Source organism: Arcanobacterium urinimassiliense, from assembly GCF_900119495.1.
Lineage (GTDB): Bacteria > Actinomycetota > Actinomycetes > Actinomycetales > Actinomycetaceae > Arcanobacterium_A > Arcanobacterium_A urinimassiliense.
On the sequence record NZ_LT632435.1, the window covers coordinates 341255 to 357207 of the forward strand.

The 15953-nt window shown below is 48.1% G+C and carries 17 protein-coding genes and 1 tRNA gene; 10 read left to right on the forward strand and 8 right to left on the reverse strand.

Annotation, left to right across the window (positions count from 1 at the left end):
- The first annotated feature begins 40 nt into the window (after nucleotides 1-40).
- From BQ7117_RS01590 to BQ7117_RS01605, 4 genes are all read left to right on the forward strand, one after another.
- Nucleotides 41-979 (forward strand): metal ABC transporter substrate-binding protein, encoded by a 939-nt coding sequence (locus BQ7117_RS01590; protein WP_073995898.1) that lies wholly within the window; start codon nucleotides 41-43, stop codon nucleotides 977-979.
- 83 nt (nucleotides 980-1062) lie between these two features.
- Entirely contained in the window at nucleotides 1063-1806 is a 744-nt protein-coding gene (locus BQ7117_RS01595; RefSeq protein WP_073995899.1) for a metal ABC transporter ATP-binding protein, read from the forward strand.
- On the forward strand, nucleotides 1803-2735 hold the full coding sequence (locus BQ7117_RS01600; RefSeq protein WP_084789809.1) for a metal ABC transporter permease: 933 nt from the start codon (nucleotides 1803-1805) through the stop codon (nucleotides 2733-2735). The genes BQ7117_RS01595 and BQ7117_RS01600 overlap by 4 nt, the downstream gene beginning before the upstream one ends.
- Nucleotides 2732-3601 (forward strand): metal ABC transporter permease, encoded by an 870-nt coding sequence (locus BQ7117_RS01605; protein ID WP_073995900.1) that lies wholly within the window; start codon nucleotides 2732-2734, stop codon nucleotides 3599-3601. The genes BQ7117_RS01600 and BQ7117_RS01605 overlap by 4 nt, the downstream gene beginning before the upstream one ends.
- Before the next feature lie 106 nt (nucleotides 3602-3707).
- Here BQ7117_RS01605 and BQ7117_RS01610 read toward each other — a convergent pair.
- Nucleotides 3708-3780: transfer RNA gene (locus BQ7117_RS01610), tRNA-Arg, on the reverse strand.
- Between the two features lie 174 nt (nucleotides 3781-3954).
- Between BQ7117_RS01610 and BQ7117_RS01615 the strand changes: the two genes are divergently transcribed.
- Nucleotides 3955-4380 carry a hypothetical protein gene (locus BQ7117_RS01615; protein ID WP_073995901.1) on the forward strand — a complete coding sequence of 142 codons (426 nt, stop codon included), beginning with the start codon at nucleotides 3955-3957 and terminating at the stop codon, nucleotides 4378-4380.
- An 83-nt stretch (nucleotides 4381-4463) separates the two neighbouring features.
- Nucleotides 4464-5309, forward strand: a complete 846-nt coding sequence (locus BQ7117_RS01620) for a hypothetical protein (RefSeq protein WP_143273943.1) — start codon at nucleotides 4464-4466, stop codon at nucleotides 5307-5309.
- A gap of 115 nt (nucleotides 5310-5424) precedes the next feature.
- Here the strand turns inward: BQ7117_RS01620 and BQ7117_RS01625 are convergent, their stop codons facing one another.
- From BQ7117_RS01625 to nrdH, 5 genes are all read right to left on the reverse strand, one after another.
- The gene (locus tag BQ7117_RS01625) at nucleotides 5425-5925 is read right to left on the reverse strand and encodes a low molecular weight protein-tyrosine-phosphatase (RefSeq protein ID WP_073995903.1); all 501 of its coding nucleotides are present in this window, start codon (nucleotides 5923-5925) and stop codon (nucleotides 5425-5427) included.
- A gap of 21 nt (nucleotides 5926-5946) precedes the next feature.
- Nucleotides 5947-6924, reverse strand: a complete 978-nt coding sequence (gene nrdF / locus BQ7117_RS01630; protein WP_073995904.1) for a class 1b ribonucleoside-diphosphate reductase subunit beta — start codon at nucleotides 6922-6924, stop codon at nucleotides 5947-5949.
- 54 nt (nucleotides 6925-6978) lie between these two features.
- Nucleotides 6979-9126: a class 1b ribonucleoside-diphosphate reductase subunit alpha gene (gene nrdE, locus BQ7117_RS01635; protein WP_073995905.1), complete on the reverse strand. Its 2148-nt coding sequence runs from the start codon at nucleotides 9124-9126 to the stop codon at nucleotides 6979-6981.
- Nucleotides 9111-9512: a class Ib ribonucleoside-diphosphate reductase assembly flavoprotein NrdI gene (gene nrdI / locus BQ7117_RS01640; protein WP_073995906.1), complete on the reverse strand. Its 402-nt coding sequence runs from the start codon at nucleotides 9510-9512 to the stop codon at nucleotides 9111-9113. Before nrdI ends, nrdE begins: the two co-directional genes overlap by 16 nt.
- Before the next feature lie 157 nt (nucleotides 9513-9669).
- A complete protein-coding gene (gene nrdH / locus BQ7117_RS01645) occupies nucleotides 9670-9936 on the reverse strand; it encodes a glutaredoxin-like protein NrdH (RefSeq protein ID WP_073995907.1) in 267 nt (88 codons plus the stop codon).
- A 424-nt stretch (nucleotides 9937-10360) separates the two neighbouring features.
- On the opposite strand from nrdH, the gene mtnN reads away from it, so the two are divergent.
- Both mtnN and BQ7117_RS01660 read left to right on the forward strand, forming a co-directional pair.
- Complete coding sequence (gene mtnN, locus BQ7117_RS01655) at nucleotides 10361-11761, forward strand: 5'-methylthioadenosine/S-adenosylhomocysteine nucleosidase (protein WP_073995909.1); 1401 nt, start codon at nucleotides 10361-10363, stop codon at nucleotides 11759-11761.
- 55 nt (nucleotides 11762-11816) lie between these two features.
- Nucleotides 11817-12476 (forward strand): DsbA family oxidoreductase, encoded by a 660-nt coding sequence (locus BQ7117_RS01660; protein WP_084789810.1) that lies wholly within the window; start codon nucleotides 11817-11819, stop codon nucleotides 12474-12476.
- Nucleotides 12477-12496: 20 nt separating this feature from the next.
- On the opposite strand, the gene BQ7117_RS01665 is transcribed toward BQ7117_RS01660, so the two are convergent.
- Nucleotides 12497-12970 carry a ribonuclease H family protein gene (locus BQ7117_RS01665; RefSeq protein WP_073995911.1) on the reverse strand — a complete coding sequence of 158 codons (474 nt, stop codon included), beginning with the start codon at nucleotides 12968-12970 and terminating at the stop codon, nucleotides 12497-12499.
- 168 nt (nucleotides 12971-13138) lie between these two features.
- Between BQ7117_RS01665 and BQ7117_RS01670 the strand changes: the two genes are divergently transcribed.
- Nucleotides 13139-14044, forward strand: a complete 906-nt coding sequence (locus BQ7117_RS01670) for a macro domain-containing protein (protein WP_073995912.1) — start codon at nucleotides 13139-13141, stop codon at nucleotides 14042-14044.
- 106 nt (nucleotides 14045-14150) lie between these two features.
- Nucleotides 14151-15032, forward strand: a complete 882-nt coding sequence (locus BQ7117_RS01675; protein ID WP_073995913.1) for a trimeric intracellular cation channel family protein — start codon at nucleotides 14151-14153, stop codon at nucleotides 15030-15032.
- Between the two features lies 1 nt (nucleotide 15033).
- Here BQ7117_RS01675 and nadE read toward each other — a convergent pair whose 3' ends face one another.
- Complete coding sequence (gene nadE, locus BQ7117_RS01680; protein WP_073995914.1) at nucleotides 15034-15855, reverse strand: ammonia-dependent NAD(+) synthetase; 822 nt, start codon at nucleotides 15853-15855, stop codon at nucleotides 15034-15036.
- Nucleotides 15856-15953: the final 98 nt, after the last annotated feature.

Sequence of the window (15953 nt, forward strand, 5' to 3'; positions counted from 1 at the left end):
GAAAATTCTTTAAGAGAACGTTGTTGAAGATAAGGAAATCATGAAGCTGAAAAAAGTGTTGGGTGTGCTGGCAGCGGGTGCTTTAGTGGTAGCTGGTCTGGCTGCATGCTCTGAATCAGGTACGAAAGAGAGCGAAAAATCTGGCGAACATCTGGAAATAGTAGCTACTACTGGATATCTGGCTGATGCGATAAAGAATATTGCTCCGGATGCGCATATTACGACCTTAGTGAAGCCGGGTGGAGATCCGCATACGCAGGAACTGACCACTGATGATATTCAGTTAACTGATAAAGCTGATTTAGTGGTGTGGACTAGCCACGATATGGAACATCAGATGATGGATCATTTCGACAAGCTAGGTGATCGGCAATTGCCAGCGGGAGAAGCCATTCCAGAAGATAAGCTGCTTCCTTGGGAAGAAGACGGGAAGATTCAGGGTCATGATCCCCATATTTGGAATTCTCCAGAATTGTGGCAGATAGTAGTGACCGCTATTGGTGAAAAGTTGGGCAAGATCGATTCTGCGAATGCAGATATGTATAAGCAGAATGCGAAAAAGTATAACGAAGAAATTCAGGCTGCCCATATGAAAGCCAAAGAAGCCTTCGATAAGATTCCCGCAGAAAAGCGGATGCTGATTACCGGGCACGATGCCTTTAACTACCTCGGGAAGACTTACGGTCTCGAAGTGCTCGCTACGGATATCGTCTCTTCTGAAGCAGAAATTTCTGCAGCTCAGCTTGACGAATTAGCAGAAACTATTGTGAAGCATAAAGTGCCGAAGATTTTCCAAGACAACTTGAAGAATCCGGAAGTTATTAAGCATTTACGCGATTCGGTACAGAAAAAAGGCGGAAATGTAGAAATCTCTGACGAGACGCTCTATGCAGATACTTTGGGTGAAAAAGCTCCTTTTGATACTTATTTAGGAGTATTTGAGCATAATTGCAAGGCAATTGTGGAGGCTTTGAGCTAGTTTATATCCCCCTGAGCAGGGCTGGCTTATTTGTAGACAGCCAGCCCTGCTTTATTTTTAGTAGATAAAAGTAAGTGAGAAAGATGGCCGATTCTAATTTTCCGCTCGAAATTTCCCGCATCGTAGCTGGGTATCAAAAAAAGGTAGTACTACACGGTGTAGATTTTCAAGTAGAAGCAGGCAGAATACATGCCGTGCTCGGGCCGAACGGTTCGGGAAAATCAACTCTGCTCAAAGCTGCTTTGGGTTTGGTGCAGCAGCAATCTGGAGATGTGAAGTTTTTTGGAAAAGATTTGAGCCAGGTGCGCCGGCGGGTTGGCTATATGCCGCAAGTGGCGGAAGTAGATTGGGATTTTCCGACTACCGTAGATGATGTGGTGCTTATGGGTACTTATGCGCAGCTAGGTTGGCTGCGCCGCCCCGGGCGCAAAGAAAAAGAAATAGCTCATCAAGCTATGGAGACGCTCGGAATAGCAGATTTAGCAAAACGCCATATTTCTCAGCTTTCTGGTGGGCAAAAACAGCGGGTATTCGTGGCGCGTATTCTCGCGCAGCAGACTGATCTTTTATTGCTAGATGAACCTTTCGCCGGAGTAGACGTAGCTTCTGAATTAGTAATTATGCAGGTATTGAAGGATCTGACTCGGCAAGGAAAGACGGTAATCGTGGTGCATCACGATTTAGGTTCGGTATCGCGCTTCTGTGATTCTGCTACGCTACTAAATTCTGGGCAGGTGGTATCCCACGGAGTGCTCGCAGAAGCGCTTTCGGCCGCCACTATTGGAAAAGCCTATGGCATTGACGGCGCACTCTTGGGGTTGCAATGATTACGGCACTCGCAAAATTTGCTTTTATCCCGCCCACTGATTTTTTCAGCGTCTATATCTATCGCACTACTTTTTGGGCAGCCCTAAGTGTGGGAGTATTCGCCGGAGCATTCGGATGTTTTCTCTATTTACGCAAACAATCCCTCGCTTCGGATGTGATAGGGCATTCTTCGCTTCTCGGAGTGGTAGGAGCATTCGTATTCGCATCCTTATGGTTAGAAGTAAACCCCCAATCAATGCTGGTAGTTACGGTAGGGGCAGCTGCATCCGGTCTAGCGGCTTTTGTGCTCACTAATTGGATTACGCACCACACTCCGCTCGGTCACGATGCGGCCATGGCAGTGAGTCTTTCGCTTTTTTACGGCGGCGGAATGACGGCGCTTTTTATGCTCAACACTTCCTCTATACCGGGGCGCGGCGGCATCGGTAACTATATTTTCGGCAATGCGGCTACCACTCGGGCAGTCGATATTCGCACCACTATAGGTATCGGTCTCTTTATCACCTTGCTGCTAGTGCTCTTTTGGAAAGAGTTTAAAATCTATTCTTTCGATCCCGTCGCTTCCACTATGTATGGTTTCTTACCTAAAATAATGAATCCACTCATGTTTACCACTATTACGGTGGCAATAATCATGGGGATAAAATCAGTGGGAATGATGCTAATGGTAGCTTTTGCAATTCTCCCAGCTGCCGCCACCCATCAATTCTGCCGGCGGCTTTCGACGATGGTGGGTTGCTCTGCTTTAATTGGTGGGCTATCGGGCGGTCTCGGTGCCTATATCTCGATTATGCTCGGGAAAGTGCCCACCGGGCCAGTAGTAGTATTAGTGCTCTTTCTCTTTTTCTTATTAGGGATACTCTTTTCCCCTAAACGCACCCGGACGGTCGCTGCCGCACTTCCGGTACTTGCGGAGGAGGCGGAATGACTTTTCTAGCAGCTCTATTCTTATTGACCGCAGTTACTTCTATTACCTGCGCACTTCCGGGAGTATTCCTCGTACTCCGCCGGCAGTCCATGCTGGTAGACGCGATATCCCATGCGGTATTGCCGGGAATCGTAATCGGCGTCTTTCTCTCTGGTTCTCTGCACTCTCCGGTTATGATCATATTTTCCACGTTAATGGGCCTTCTCGTGGTGTGGGTATCTAATCGGTTGCGTGCTAGCGGATTGCTCACTGGCGATGCCGATCAGGGGGTACTTTTCCCCGTACTATTTTCTCTGGGGGTATTACTGCTATCTACAGTATTTGCCAGTGTTCACATCTGTACTGATACTGTGCTGGCCGGCGATCTCAACCTTATGGCGTTGAGGTCGGAGCATATAATTATCGGAAATATAAATTTTGGGCCGAAGACTATGTGGGAGTTGTTGATAGTATTCGTAATCAATGCGCTCTTTATCGGAATCTACTACCGCACCCTCAAGACTTCTACTTTTGACCGCCAGCACGCCCTTTCTATAAATATGCCGGTGACGGCGGTAGAAAATATGCTCATGGTGCTCACTACAATCACAATCATCGTGGCATTTTCAGTAGCTGGTTCAATTCTCGTAGTAGCACTAGTGATTTGCCCGGCGGCCACTGCGCTGCTTATTTCCCACACTTTGCCGGATATGATTATAAAAACTCTGCTAATTGCAGTGGTGAGTGCGGTAGCCGGTTGCGTATTAGCTTGGCAGCTAAATCTCGGCACTTCTTCCATGATGGCCTTCACCGATGGAGTGATCTTTTTATTAGTTATGCTGGCGAAGCGTTTCTATCTACACTGCCGGCATCTGCAGGTGCCGTAGTTTATTTAACTGCTAGAAGTGAGTACTAACTGCCAGAAATGGGCATTGATTGCCAGAAATGAGTATCGGCTCGACGGGATACTTAAATCTACCATCGAGCCGAAAGCGCGCCAGAAGGGATTCGAACCCCCAACCTCTTGATCCGTAGTCAAGTGCTCTATCCGTTGAGCTACTGGCGCAAAAGCCGTTCCTTGGGAACGCACATAATTCTATATCTTTTTCCCACCTAAAACCTAATAAAAGGAAGTGGCAGTGCGCACACGCTTTTTCGTTTTCCAAATTTTCAACAGGAATCTCGAGCTGATATGTGGCACGATAAAAGTGCAAACAGCTGAAGCTATATAGGAGAAGCTATGGCGTACCAAGGCGGGCAATCTATAGCGGCTAAGCCGCCATATTCTCCGCTAGATCCTTATGATTTCTTAGCGGCTCTTCCCCAGGTACAGCTTCGTTATGATGGCCTGCAGCTGGTGCAGCTTATACAGGAAATTACCGGTGCCGAGCCGTTTATGTGGGGGCCCGCTATTATCGGTTTTCGCCACGGCAGTCCGGAGTGCCCAGCGGATTGTTGTAGGGAAGAATTCGCATTGGGATTCAGCATCTGGCGCGAAAAAATAGTGATTTATTTACGGCGGCCTAGCTACGGGTCCACAGATTTTATACGCAGAATAGGTGCGGTGTTTCGGGGGCGCTCCACAATCTCTTTTACTTCGTTGGCTGAGGTAGATATGGCGGAGCTGGTGCGGCTTATCGAAACTGCGTGGGAAGAAGCAAAATAGGAAAACTAGGTAAAGCGGCAGTTATTTACGGAGAAGTGAAATATTTACCGGGAAGTGAAAACGCCATATCAGGAAGGGCGATAATGCGAAAAAATAAAATGACCACTGCATTGGGAGTGGCGATTCTAGCAGTTGCTCTGTTGGCTGGCTGTGGAGGAAACGGCGGAACTGCGGAAAATGGGGATGCAGGGAAAGGCGCCGCGAGTGAGAAAGCAGCGGTGCCGAAAGAGTGCTCCGATCCTTTAGCTAAAGCCCAAGCCGCCGGCAAAGATACGCTTAATGCACGTGAAGTAGCTTTCTGCATGTCAGAGGCACTCGGAAAATTGGCGGGTTGGCAGCAGGAGAATCTAGATGCTAATGGGAAACCTAGTGCAACCGCAAAGGTAAATGTGCGCCCGCTGGCGGCCGAGATAACGGCTAAAGATGCAAAGACGGGTAAAGATTTGCAGGTAGTGCTGGTAGAGGGGACTACTTTTATTAATCGAGATGGTAAATGGGAAGAAGCGAATGCGCTGGCGCACGATAGCGATATGGTCGCCTTTGCGGCTTTACCGCGCAGCTTTGAAGCACTTTTAAATTCGCAATTGCGGGCGGCCGGCGTCGACCCCACTTTGGAATATAAAATTACAGGGAAAGAAGAGATAGCGGGTACCCCCGTATATGTGCTGGAGTTACCGTTAAGTGGCGAGAAAGAAAATAATCCATCTGCGCCGTCATCCGAGAAAGCGGCGCCGGAGAAAGCAGAGCCTAATAAAGCAGCGCCCACTCGCCGTTCTCGTCTCTTTATGCGTGCCGATTATGTAGTAGTGCGCACAGAAAATTATGTAGATGGTACCTTGGTGAATTCGGTGGTGCTTACGGAAATAGACAAAGCTCAGCACATTATTAATCCGCGCTACGGAAAAGATATTTACGAGAGCGAAAAATAAGTAAGTGCATTACCAATAGGAGAAGTATCTGCAGTTAGTTGCCGTAGATCAAATATCTCTAAATCAACTGACTTTAAGTAAAAGTATCCTAGTAGTGAAAATAATTGCTGGTGAATTACTGGCAGTTGTGGCTTTTTAGATAGGCAGTAATCCCCGCAGCTCCTTTTTCGATGCTCTGTAAAGTGTCGAGGAAGCCCGCTGCATCTCCGTACCAAGGATCAGCCACATCGAAAGAAGCAGAATTGTAGGAAGAAATTTCTCCGGTAAATTCCTGCCAGAGTTTAATTTTTTCTTTTTCTACTCCGTACTTTTCCGCGAAGCGCTGGAGCGCAGCGGCGTGCCCGCGCGTCATAGCCAAAATTAAATCTGCCTGTTGCATCTCCGCCGCAGTTACTCGATGAGCGCAGTGATTAGCCGGTAATTCATAGCCATTTTCGGCAAGTACCCGCTGCGCGCGCCAATCTATAGGATTGCCGCTCTCCTCAGATGAGACGCCGGCCGAGCTCACTTCGACCTCGGATAGCCCCGCTGCGGCTAGATATTTGCGCAGCACTATTTCACCCATCGGAGAGCGGCAAATATTTCCAGTGCAGACCACCAGAATATGGAAAGTCATATTTAGAAATCCTAATCGTTTTTAGAAATCCCAATCGTCATCTACGGTAGCTTCGGCAGTGCCTATTACGTAGGAAGATCCTGAGCCGGAGAAGAAATCGTGATTTTCATCAGCATTAGGGGAGAGAGCAGCGAGAATCGCTGGATTCACCGCCGTCTGGTCGGGGGTAAAGAGCGCCTCGTAGCCGAGATTCATAAGTGCCTTATTGGCGTTATAGCGTAAGAACATCTTTACGTCTTCGGTCAATCCGAGTGGATCGTAGAGGGATTCAGTATAGAGTTCTTCGTTCTCATATAAATCTTGCAGTAAATCGAAGGCGTAATCTTTCAACTCTGCTTGCCGCTCAGGGCTAGATTCCCGCACTGCCAGTTGATACTTATACCCAATGTAGTAGCCGTGTACGGCTTCATCGCGAATAATTAGGCGAATCAAATCGGCGGTATTGGTGAGTTTCGCGTGCGCCGACCAGTACATTGGAGCATAGAATCCTGAATAGAAAAGGAAAGATTCCAGCATAGTGGAAGCTACTTTTCGTTTCTCCGGATCATCGCCGCGGTAGTAGGAAAGAATAATATGGGCTTTTTTCTGCAGATATTCATTATTTTCTGACCAGCGGAAAGTTTCCTCTATCTCATTAGAAGAAATCAGCGTGGAAAAAATAGATGAATAGGATTTAGCATGCACCGATTCCATAAAGGCGATATTGGTGTAGACCGCTTCTTCATGCGGAGTGCGGGCATCAGGAATAAGTGAAACTGCTCCGACTGTGCCTTGAATAGTGTCTAGCAAGGTCAAACCGGTGAAGACTCGCGTAGTCATCTCTTTTTCGGTGTCGTTTAGCGTATTCCACGAAGGAATATCATTCGAAAGCGGAATTTTTTCCGGCAACCAGAAATTTCCAGTCAACCGATCCCAGACTTCCTGATCTTTATCGTCAATAATCTTATTCCAGTTAATTGCCTCTACGCTGTCGATGAGTTTCAGCTTAGGAGGATTCATAGTTTAACCTTTCCGTAGTTTTGGTCTAGCTACCGCACGTCTTATTTATACTGCTTAGAGCATACAGGATACGCAGCCTGCCACTTCGGTACCTTCCAGCGCCGCTTGCCGCAAGCGCATGTAGTAGAGCGATTTGATGCCTTTTCGCCAGGCGTAAATATAATTCTTATTTACATCGCGCGTAGTGACGGTGTCTGGGTAGAACAGAGTTAGTGAAAGCCCCTGATCTACGTGCTGGGTAGCCACCGCATAGGTATCGATAATTTTTTGTGGCCCAATTTCGTAGGCGTCTTGATAGTATTCCAGGTTGTCATTATCCATATAAGCTGCTGGATAGTAGACGCGCCCAATTTTTCCTTCTTTGCGGATTTCAATCTTCGAAACAATCGGATGGATAGACGAAGTGGAGTGGTTGATATAGGAAATAGATCCGGTAGGAGGTACAGCCTGTAGATTCTGGTTGTACATTCCGTACTTTTGCACATCGTCACGCAGCTTTTGCCAATCTTCGACAGTGGGAATATGAATCTGGGCAAAAAGTTCCACTACTCGCTGCGTCTGCGGTACCCACTCTTGGTTGATGTATTTATCGAAGAAAGCACCGCTCGCATAGGTAGAGTTTTCGAAATTATGGAAAGTCTCTCCCCGCTCTTTAGCAATCTGCATCGAAGAGCGAATAGCGTGATATAGCACGGTATAGAAATAGATATTGGTGAAATCTAATGCTTCCGGGCTGCCGTAGAAAATATGTTCCCGCCCTAAGAAGCCGTGGAGATTCATCTGCCCTAAGCCGATGGCGTGTGACATTTGATTGCCACGTTCGATAGAAGGTACGGAAGAAATATCGGTTTGATCAGAGACGGCGGTTAAAGCGCGAATAGCAGTTTCGATAGTCTTCCCAAAATCTGGGGAATCCATGGTCTTAGCGATATTCAAGGATCCCAAATTGCAGGAGATATCTTTTCCAACTTTCTCGTAGCTGGAATCTGGGAAGAAAGAAGAGGCTTCGGATACTTGGAGAATCTCCGAGCAGAGATTCGACATTGTAATCCGCCCTTCGATTGGGTTAGCACGGTTAGCAGTGTCTTCAAAAAGAATATAGGGATACCCAGATTCAAATTGAATTTCTGCCAAGGTCTGGAAGAAATGCCGTGCATTGATTTTCGTCTTGCGAATGCGCTTATCTTCTACCATTTCCTGATATTTTTCCGTCACGGAAATTTCGGTGAAGGGCACGCCATATACTCGCTCTACGTCGTAGGGAGAGAAGAGATACATATCGGCATTTTTCTTCGCTAAGTCGAAAGTAATATCGGGGATTACCACTCCCAAGGAGAGAGTCTTTATACGAATTTTTTCATCGGCATTTTCCCGCTTTGTATCCAGAAAACGCATAATATCCGGGTGGTGAGCATGTAAGTACACTGCCCCTGCACCCTGGCGAGCCCCTAGTTGATTGGCGTAGGAGAAAGCGTCTTCCAAAATTTTCATCACCGGGTTGACGCCGGAAGATTGATTTTCGATTCGCTTAATAGGCGCACCTTGTTCGCGAATATTAGAAAGATTTAAAGCCACGCCGCCGCCGCGTTTAGAGAGCTGTAGAGCCGAGGTAATAGCGCGTGCGATGGATTCCATATTGTCTTCTATACGCAATAAGAAGCAGGATACCAATTCCCCGCGGGCGGCTTTGCCAGCATTTAGGAAAGTGGGAGTGGCGGGTTGAAAACGCCCAGTAATTATTTCTTCCATGAGCTGGAGAGCTTGCTCTTCGTCACCTTCTGCCAAGGTGAGAGCTACCATGCAGACGCGATCTTCAAAACGCTCCAGGTAGCGGGTGCCATCAAAAGTCTTAAGCGTATAGGAAGTGTAGTACTTGAAAGCGCCCACGAAAGTAGGGAAGCGGAACTTGTGGGCGTAGCAGGCTTTATAGAGTTTTTTAATGAAGGCAAAATCGTAGCGTTCTATTACTTCGCGCTCGTAGTAGCCTTCTTTAATCAGATATTCGATTTTTTCTTCTAGATCATGGAAGAATACGGTGTTTTTATTTACGTGTTGCAGAAAATACTGCCGTGCTGCTTCTTTATCAGCCGCAAACTGGATTTTCCCATCTGCATCGTAGAGATTCAGTTTGGCGTTCAGAGCGTGGTAATCCTGCTCCGGTTGGGTAAATTCGATGCCAGTATCCGTCAGAGTCGTGTCCAAAATTCTTCCAATCCTTCTTTTACTTTTTCCACATCGGTGGGGGTGCCGAGTAGTTCAAAACGGTACATATGCGGTACATGGGTCTTGGCGGCGATAATATCGCCAGCTAGACAATAGGCTTTGCCAAAATTTGTATTTCCGCTGCTGATTACGCCCCGAATGAGGGAGCGGTTGTGTTTGTCATTTAGAAATTTGATTACTTGTTTGGGCACTGCGCCCTTGATATTTCCGCCTCCATAAGTGGGGACGATAAGCACGTATTCCTTTTCTACGTGCAAAAATCCATCTTTAGGGAGTAAAGGTATGCGCTGCGCGGGAAATCCTAATTTTTCTACGAAACGCTTCGTATTATTAGTCGTAGAAGAAAAATAGACGATATTTACCATGCCGCATATCTCCCTTTCTTCGTTTCTTTTAGCCAGATGCTTTTGCCCGGTGTAGCGCAAAAATTGGCGATTTTTCCGCCGGGTAGCGCCGCGTTGCGATAAATTAAATGCCGGGAAGCGGATATCGCAAATCCCGGCAATTTGCTGGCAAGTTACCTTAGGCGCTTACCACGGAGGAATCGGCCTGCTGTTGGGCAAGAATTCCTGCCAGAGCCCGTATTTTATCTGGGCGATAACCGGCCCAGTGATCACCGCCGGCAAATACTACCGGAGCCTGCTGGTAGCCGAGAGCCTTTACGGTAGCTAAAGCGTCGGCATCCTGAGTTAAATCTACTTCGGTAAATTCCAAACCATTTTTCTGCAGTGCGCGTTTAGTGGCGTTGCACTGTACACAAGAAGGCTTGGTGTAAACGGTGATGCTCATAGCCTCGGTTACCTTTCTAAAAAGTCTGCTTTCCGCAATTCGTTGGTGTAGGAAAGCGATTCATAATTATTTCTTCGTACGCTCATAAACACTACCCCTAGTGGTGAGTTTTTGAAAGTGCCACTAGATGGCGAGTCGCATGGAAAAGTACAAGTTTGTAATTTACTAGAAATTTTTCCACGGAGGTGTGGTGTAGTTGGGGGAAAAATTTAGGGCTTTTACTTGCACAGGAGGCGGAAGATAGAAAATCTGTGTATAAATAGCAAGCAACTTATCCACAAGGGAAAATAAAATCTTTGCAAGAAAGTGAAGTATGTCACTTTCGGCTCTTAGGTGCATAATCGGCTCGGCAGCGGGGAAATTAGTAAGCTGAGAGAAGATATGAAAAAGAAAATATGAGTAAGAGGTATGCGAAGGTAGAGCTATGGTAGTAGTGAATGCACTGGTCGTAGCGGCCATGAAAGAAGAAATGCAGGCATTTCGGGAAATGCTTTCTGGATATAAAATTGCCGATATTCCTTACAGTGGCGGCGAAGTTACTTTGGCTAATAAAAATGGGGTACGCCTCTTACTTGTAGTCACCGGAGTTGGCATGGTCTCGGCAGCTACTGGAGTTACTTGGGCGCTCAGCAATTACGACCCAGAAGTGATAGTGAATATCGGCTCTGCAGGAGGATTGAGCCCAGATGCGCGGGTAGGTCAAGTAGTGCTGGGTACGCAATATGTAAATGCCGGTGCAGATGGCACTGTATTTGGTTACGAACGCGGGCAAGTACCGGGGCAACCTGCGCGTTTTGCTACCGTAGAAAAATTACTGGCTTATGCTCAGCAAATAGTGCGCGATAATGCGGCGGATCCGCAGGCGGATTATGACTTCATAAAAGGTGGCACGCCGGTGCGCACGGGCATGATTCTTTCTTCCGATGCCTTTATTACGGAAAAGAATGTGGGAGATATGCGCCAAGCTTTCCCGGAAGCGATTGCCGCCGATATGGAATCACAAGCCATAGCGCAAGTAGCCGCAGTTTTCCATAAACCTTTTATTTCGGTGCGGGCTATTTCTGATTTGTGTGGTGCGCCGGATGAGCAAGAAGTATCTTTTCATGCAGAGCTGGCGGTGGTGGCTGAAGCTTCTGCTCGAGTTGCCTGCACCTTGCTGCGGCAGCTACCCGATATTCGTCTACATATCGTGAGTGAGGAAGAAAAAGAGCGTATTCGGATAGATTCGCTGCTCACGGCATTGTATTTGGTATATGCTTTTGCGGCTGATTTGCCGCCGTTAGCGGATTTTACTCTCCCGGCGGGGCAGGAGCGCACGGTCAAATATAAGATGCCAGATGATGCAGCGCAACAAAATGATGCAAGTGCTTATATAGCAGCTACTTTGCAGAAGATTACGAAAAATAGCCGAGTGAGTATGTCGGCGCGTAAATACGATGCGGCACGGTTAAAAGTTTGTGCGCATTATCAGTTGCCGACGGGGCGAGGAGTGACGGCGTGGCCGCCCACTTCGCAGACCATAATTAAAGGCTTCCGCGGTTTTTGGAACGATGCCCTTATTTCGGCGGGCTTTATGCCGCAAGAAGGCAGATCGCGTGGGGGATTAAAATTTAGTGTCCAAGATTATCGCCAAGCTATGCAGGATTTTCTCGCCGCGATGGCGGAGGAGAAAAAGAGTAATTCCTACGGTAATTATCTGCGCTGGGCAGAAGCGCAAAAAAAAGAAATGAAAACAGGCAGCGCCCGCCCGTCGGGAGCGGGAATTCGCCAGCATTTTGGCAGTTGGAATGCCGCTGTACGAGCAGGGGCAAGTAATCGTAAATAGGTAAATCCCTTACCGCGGCAGGCAAAGTATATAAAATACCGCTAGTCTTACCTCTATGGAGAGAGAAATGATAATTCATGCGTGGGTAGATATTACTTGCCCGTGGAGTTGGATAGGGGTACGCCGCCTACAAGAGGGAATTGCGAAATCCGGAAAATCTGCCTTAGTGGAATATCATTCCTATCAGTTGCAGGCCGATGCGCCAGGAGTCACTAGTCTTTCGCTAATAGATTACTTGGCTGATATCTGGGAAAAATCACCGGCAGAAGTGAAAAAACAGTTAGCAGATATCTCGGATATCGGTGCTGAGTGCGGGATAAATTTTGCCTGGGAATCGGTGCAGCCAGTCAATTCTTTTCTTGCTCATCAGCTACTGCGCGCGGCGCAAAACTCTGCTCCTAATTTAGAAGTGGCTGCAGCACAAGGGCAAGAAATGCTCAATCGGTTGTGGAAAGCTTATTTTCAAGATGGAGCTAATATCTCCGATACCTATACTCTCTTAAATATCGCCGAAGCGGCTGGTCTGGATAGAGAACAGGCAGAAATAGATTTTGAAAGTGGAGAATACGCAGACGAAGTACGTGCAGATCTCCACGCAGCAGAGACCTTGGGTATTTCTGGAGTCCCCTTCTTTCTCTTAGCAGATAAATATGCCATAGAAGGAGCTCAATCAGCGCAAGTATTTGCAGAAGCTATTGCGGCTTTGAGTTCTTAGAGCTCTTAGGTTTAGAGTGCTTAGGCGCGGTATTTTTCGCGCGCCTGCACTGCGAGCGAATCGACCATCTCATTCGCGGCATCTCCATTGTGCCCGCGCACCCACTCCACATCGGTGCGGCCGCTCCGGGCGTCATAAAGTTCGAGAATTTCGGCGATTAGTTCCTGATTGGCTACGGGTTTACCGTCAGCTTTTTTCCAGCCGCGTTTTTTCCAGCCGGGCGCCCACTTGGTGATGGTGTTGAGCACGTAGGAGGAATCAGCGCGAATGAGGATATCTAAACTAGGATCGATGGCTTTGAGAGCTTCGAGGAGCGCGCGTAGTTCCATTACATTATTGGTGGTGTGGGCAGCTCCACCGGAAGCGTAAATCCCACGCAGTTGCTCGAGCCACGCCCAGCCTCCGGGCCCGGGGTTGCCGGAGCAGGCGCCGTCTGTGGCAATTACTGCGTCATAACCTGCAGGCGGATTTCCGATAGGTAGATTTTCTGCCATACACTTCCTCTCTCTCTGCTACCAGATTAGATGGAAAAGCGGGAAAATAGCTAGTGTAAGAAGGAAAATTAGGGAAGAAATTGTGTAAGAAGAAGAATATCTTGCTGAGGGTATTACCGCAGAATTTAGTATTTCAGGTAGGCTTAGAGAGTAAGAGAAAGGTAGAAAATGCTTGCACTTTCCGAATATCGGGATGCCATTAAGCTGGATGAGCCGATTGCCGATCCGCGGGGCGATACGCGCTCTAATTACGATTTATTAATGACGGCGCTGAGCGGATTACATAATAAGCACTTTACGGGTTCTTCTTCTATGGCCCATCTTTCTACTGATGAAGGCCTTTGGCGCTGGTTGGCTTCGGAGTTAGCGATTCGTAAGCCAGGTCCAATTGATCCAGTGACTTCTCGCGCTATCAACACTCTGCTTTTCCGCATATCGGGGTTAAAAGGGCGAGTAGAAGCGTTGAATCTGCGCCGTGTCTCGGAAGCGTATCCCCAATGCGATTTTCAGCAGTCCGAACGAGTGGCGCTTTTCTTAGGAGATATTTCGCAGCTCGCTATTGATGCAGTGGTGAATACGGCTTTGCCGGATATGACGGGCTGCCCGATTCCTTTGCACGGCTGTTTAGATTCAGAAATTCATGCGCAGGCCGGCCCGTGGTTGCAGAACGACTGTGCCAAAATCATTGAAATAAAAGGCGGGAATCTAGAGCCAGGCGATGCCGTCCTTACGCGCGGCTATCGTTTACCGGCTCGCTATGTGATACATACGCTCGGGCCGAAAGTACAAGGCGCAAAGCCTACTGCCCAGGAGCGGGAGCAGCTTGCGCTTTGCTATCGTAATATCTTGGATCTGTGTTTAGAAAAAGGCGATATAAGATCTGTGGCTTTTCCGGCCATTTCCACGGGAGGAAATTCTTTCCCGGCGAAAGAAGCGGCTAATATCGCTCTTAAGACGGTTGAAGATTGGTTAGCTAAGCGCGCGCCGGTATTAGATCTAGTGCTTTTCTCTCTGCATACGGATGCCGATACGGAAGTGTATTCGCGCGCTATGAAGACTTGGGTCACCGATTAAATACTTTTTATCTAATTTAGAGATTTTTTAGAGAAAAAGATGTGTTAGAGCTGACGTTTCGGCTGCCAATCTAGGAAAATTTTTCTCTGCGCGTTACCCTAAAAGGGTGGATCCTGAAGTAATTTTTCGCGTAGTAGATGTCACCGGGGTGATATGTAACGGTCTAATTGGAGCTACCTTGGCACGCCGCTTGGGCTTTGACCTAATTGGATTCATGATTATGGGGGCTGCCTCCGCTCTCGGAGGTGGTTTACTGCGCGATATGATGCTCGGAATCGGATTCCCAGTAGCTCTTACCGATCCGTGGTACCTAGGGGGAGCTTTTACTTCCGCGATTTTCGTTTACTTTGTGCCAGTGGAAAATAAATGGTGGCGGCGCGCCATGGAATATGGCGATATTTTAGCGCTCGGGTGCTGGTCAGCTACCGGAGCTTCGAAAGGGCTCTCTGCGGGTTTGACGGTAGTTCCCTCTATTTTCCTCGGAGTAGTTACGGCAGTTTGCGGCGGTATGACGCGCGATGTGCTGGTGAATCAGATTCCGCGGGTATTTGGTGGTAATCCGCTCTATGCCACTTTTGCGGTATTTGCTTCGGCACAGATGGTGTTTTTCCAGTTCCGCGGTCAGTACGAAGCGGGGATGGCTTCGTCGATTATATTTTGTTTCGTATTTTCGGCGCTGGCGCGCTACTTCAACTGGACTCTTCCGAAAGCCTATAACTTGCCGAAATCAGCGCGCAGAATGCGCAAGCGTATTTCGCTTAAATCAATTTTGCAGTGGCAGAAATTTGGAATCAATCCGCGAAAGCGGAAAAAATCTGGTGCTGCTGCGAACCGAAATCGGAAAGTTCCGCAAGTGGAGAGTCGTGCTACGCAGCGCGATATGCGCCCAGAAATTGCTGAGCGGCGCGGGGAAGTCACTGATGCAGTATCGGGGCGGCGGAATATGCGCGATAGGCGCCGCGATTTAGACGAAGAGCAGCGCTCCTAGTTTATTTCCACCAAGTGCTCTGCGGGGTAACTGGCAGCGCGCGCTTGTGACGCGAACGTAGATAGGCGGCTTCGATTCGCTCTGCTGCGGCAGTCGCTATTTCTTTACCTTCTAGGTAGTCGTCGATATCCACGTAGTGAATTCCTAACTCATCTTCATCTGCGCGCCCTGGTTGGGTATCGAGTAAATCGGCAGTGGGAGTTTTTTCTGCCAAGGCAGAGCTCCCGCCTAGGAACTGAACTAAAGAGCGAATTTGCCGTTTATTTAGTCCGGCTAAGGGCATTATATCGGCAGCTCCGTCTCCAAACTTGGTATAGAATCCGGTAATGGCTTCGGCGGCGTGATCGGTGCCGAGCACTAAAAGGCGGTGATCGCCTGCGTAAGCAAACTGAGCTACCATACGGAGGCGTGCTTTCACATTGCCGCGGTTGAAGTCACTTAGTTCTTCGCCAGTAGCTTCCCGGTACGTGGCAGAAAAAGCATCTACGCTACTTCCGATATTAAGAGCATAGCTTTGATCAGGGCGGATAAAAGCGAGTGCTGCCTGGGCATCTGCCTCGTCTGCTTGTTGGTGGTTAGGGAGGCGCAAGGCGGTGAAAGTGGCCGGAATTCCGCAGCTGCGAGCCTTTTCTGCGGCGAGCTGTGCCAGGCGCCCGCCGAGTGTGGAATCAACTCCTCCGGAAATTCCTAATACGAATCCTTTGCTGGCGCTGCGTTGTAAATAAGATACGAGAAAATCTATGCGGCTCTCCACTTCGTTTGCACAGTCAATTTCCGGATGTACGCCCAGTTCAGCAATAATTTTCTTCTGTAAATCTCGCATAGCACCAGCATACTCTTTTCTCGTTTTCTGTGCGCGGAGTGGTATGTAAATGTTGCTATAGATGGGGTGTAGTGAATCTTTATATGACGGCGGGGCGC

Coding starts and splice junctions, on each gene's coding strand:
- BQ7117_RS01590 (WP_073995898.1), top strand. CDS start 41: ATGAAGCTGAAAAAAGTGTTGGGTGTGCTGGCAGCGGGTGCTTTAGTG.
- BQ7117_RS01595 (WP_073995899.1), top strand. CDS start 1,063: ATGGCCGATTCTAATTTTCCGCTCGAAATTTCCCGCATCGTAGCTGGG.
- BQ7117_RS01600 (WP_084789809.1), top strand. CDS start 1,803: ATGATTACGGCACTCGCAAAATTTGCTTTTATCCCGCCCACTGATTTT.
- BQ7117_RS01605 (WP_073995900.1), top strand. CDS start 2,732: ATGACTTTTCTAGCAGCTCTATTCTTATTGACCGCAGTTACTTCTATT.
- BQ7117_RS01615 (WP_073995901.1), top strand. CDS start 3,955: ATGGCGTACCAAGGCGGGCAATCTATAGCGGCTAAGCCGCCATATTCT.
- BQ7117_RS01620 (WP_143273943.1), top strand. CDS start 4,464: ATGCGAAAAAATAAAATGACCACTGCATTGGGAGTGGCGATTCTAGCA.
- BQ7117_RS01625 (WP_073995903.1), bottom strand. CDS start 5,925: ATGACTTTCCATATTCTGGTGGTCTGCACTGGAAATATTTGCCGCTCT.
- nrdF (WP_073995904.1), bottom strand. CDS start 6,924: ATGAATCCTCCTAAGCTGAAACTCATCGACAGCGTAGAGGCAATTAAC.
- nrdI (WP_073995906.1), bottom strand. CDS start 9,512: ATGGTAAATATCGTCTATTTTTCTTCTACGACTAATAATACGAAGCGT.
- nrdH (WP_073995907.1), bottom strand. CDS start 9,936: ATGAGCATCACCGTTTACACCAAGCCTTCTTGTGTACAGTGCAACGCC.
- mtnN (WP_073995909.1), top strand. CDS start 10,361: ATGGTAGTAGTGAATGCACTGGTCGTAGCGGCCATGAAAGAAGAAATG.
- BQ7117_RS01660 (WP_084789810.1), top strand. CDS start 11,817: ATGGAGAGAGAAATGATAATTCATGCGTGGGTAGATATTACTTGCCCG.
- BQ7117_RS01665 (WP_073995911.1), bottom strand. CDS start 12,970: ATGGCAGAAAATCTACCTATCGGAAATCCGCCTGCAGGTTATGACGCA.
- BQ7117_RS01670 (WP_073995912.1), top strand. CDS start 13,139: ATGCTTGCACTTTCCGAATATCGGGATGCCATTAAGCTGGATGAGCCG.
- nadE (WP_073995914.1), bottom strand. CDS start 15,855: ATGCGAGATTTACAGAAGAAAATTATTGCTGAACTGGGCGTACATCCG.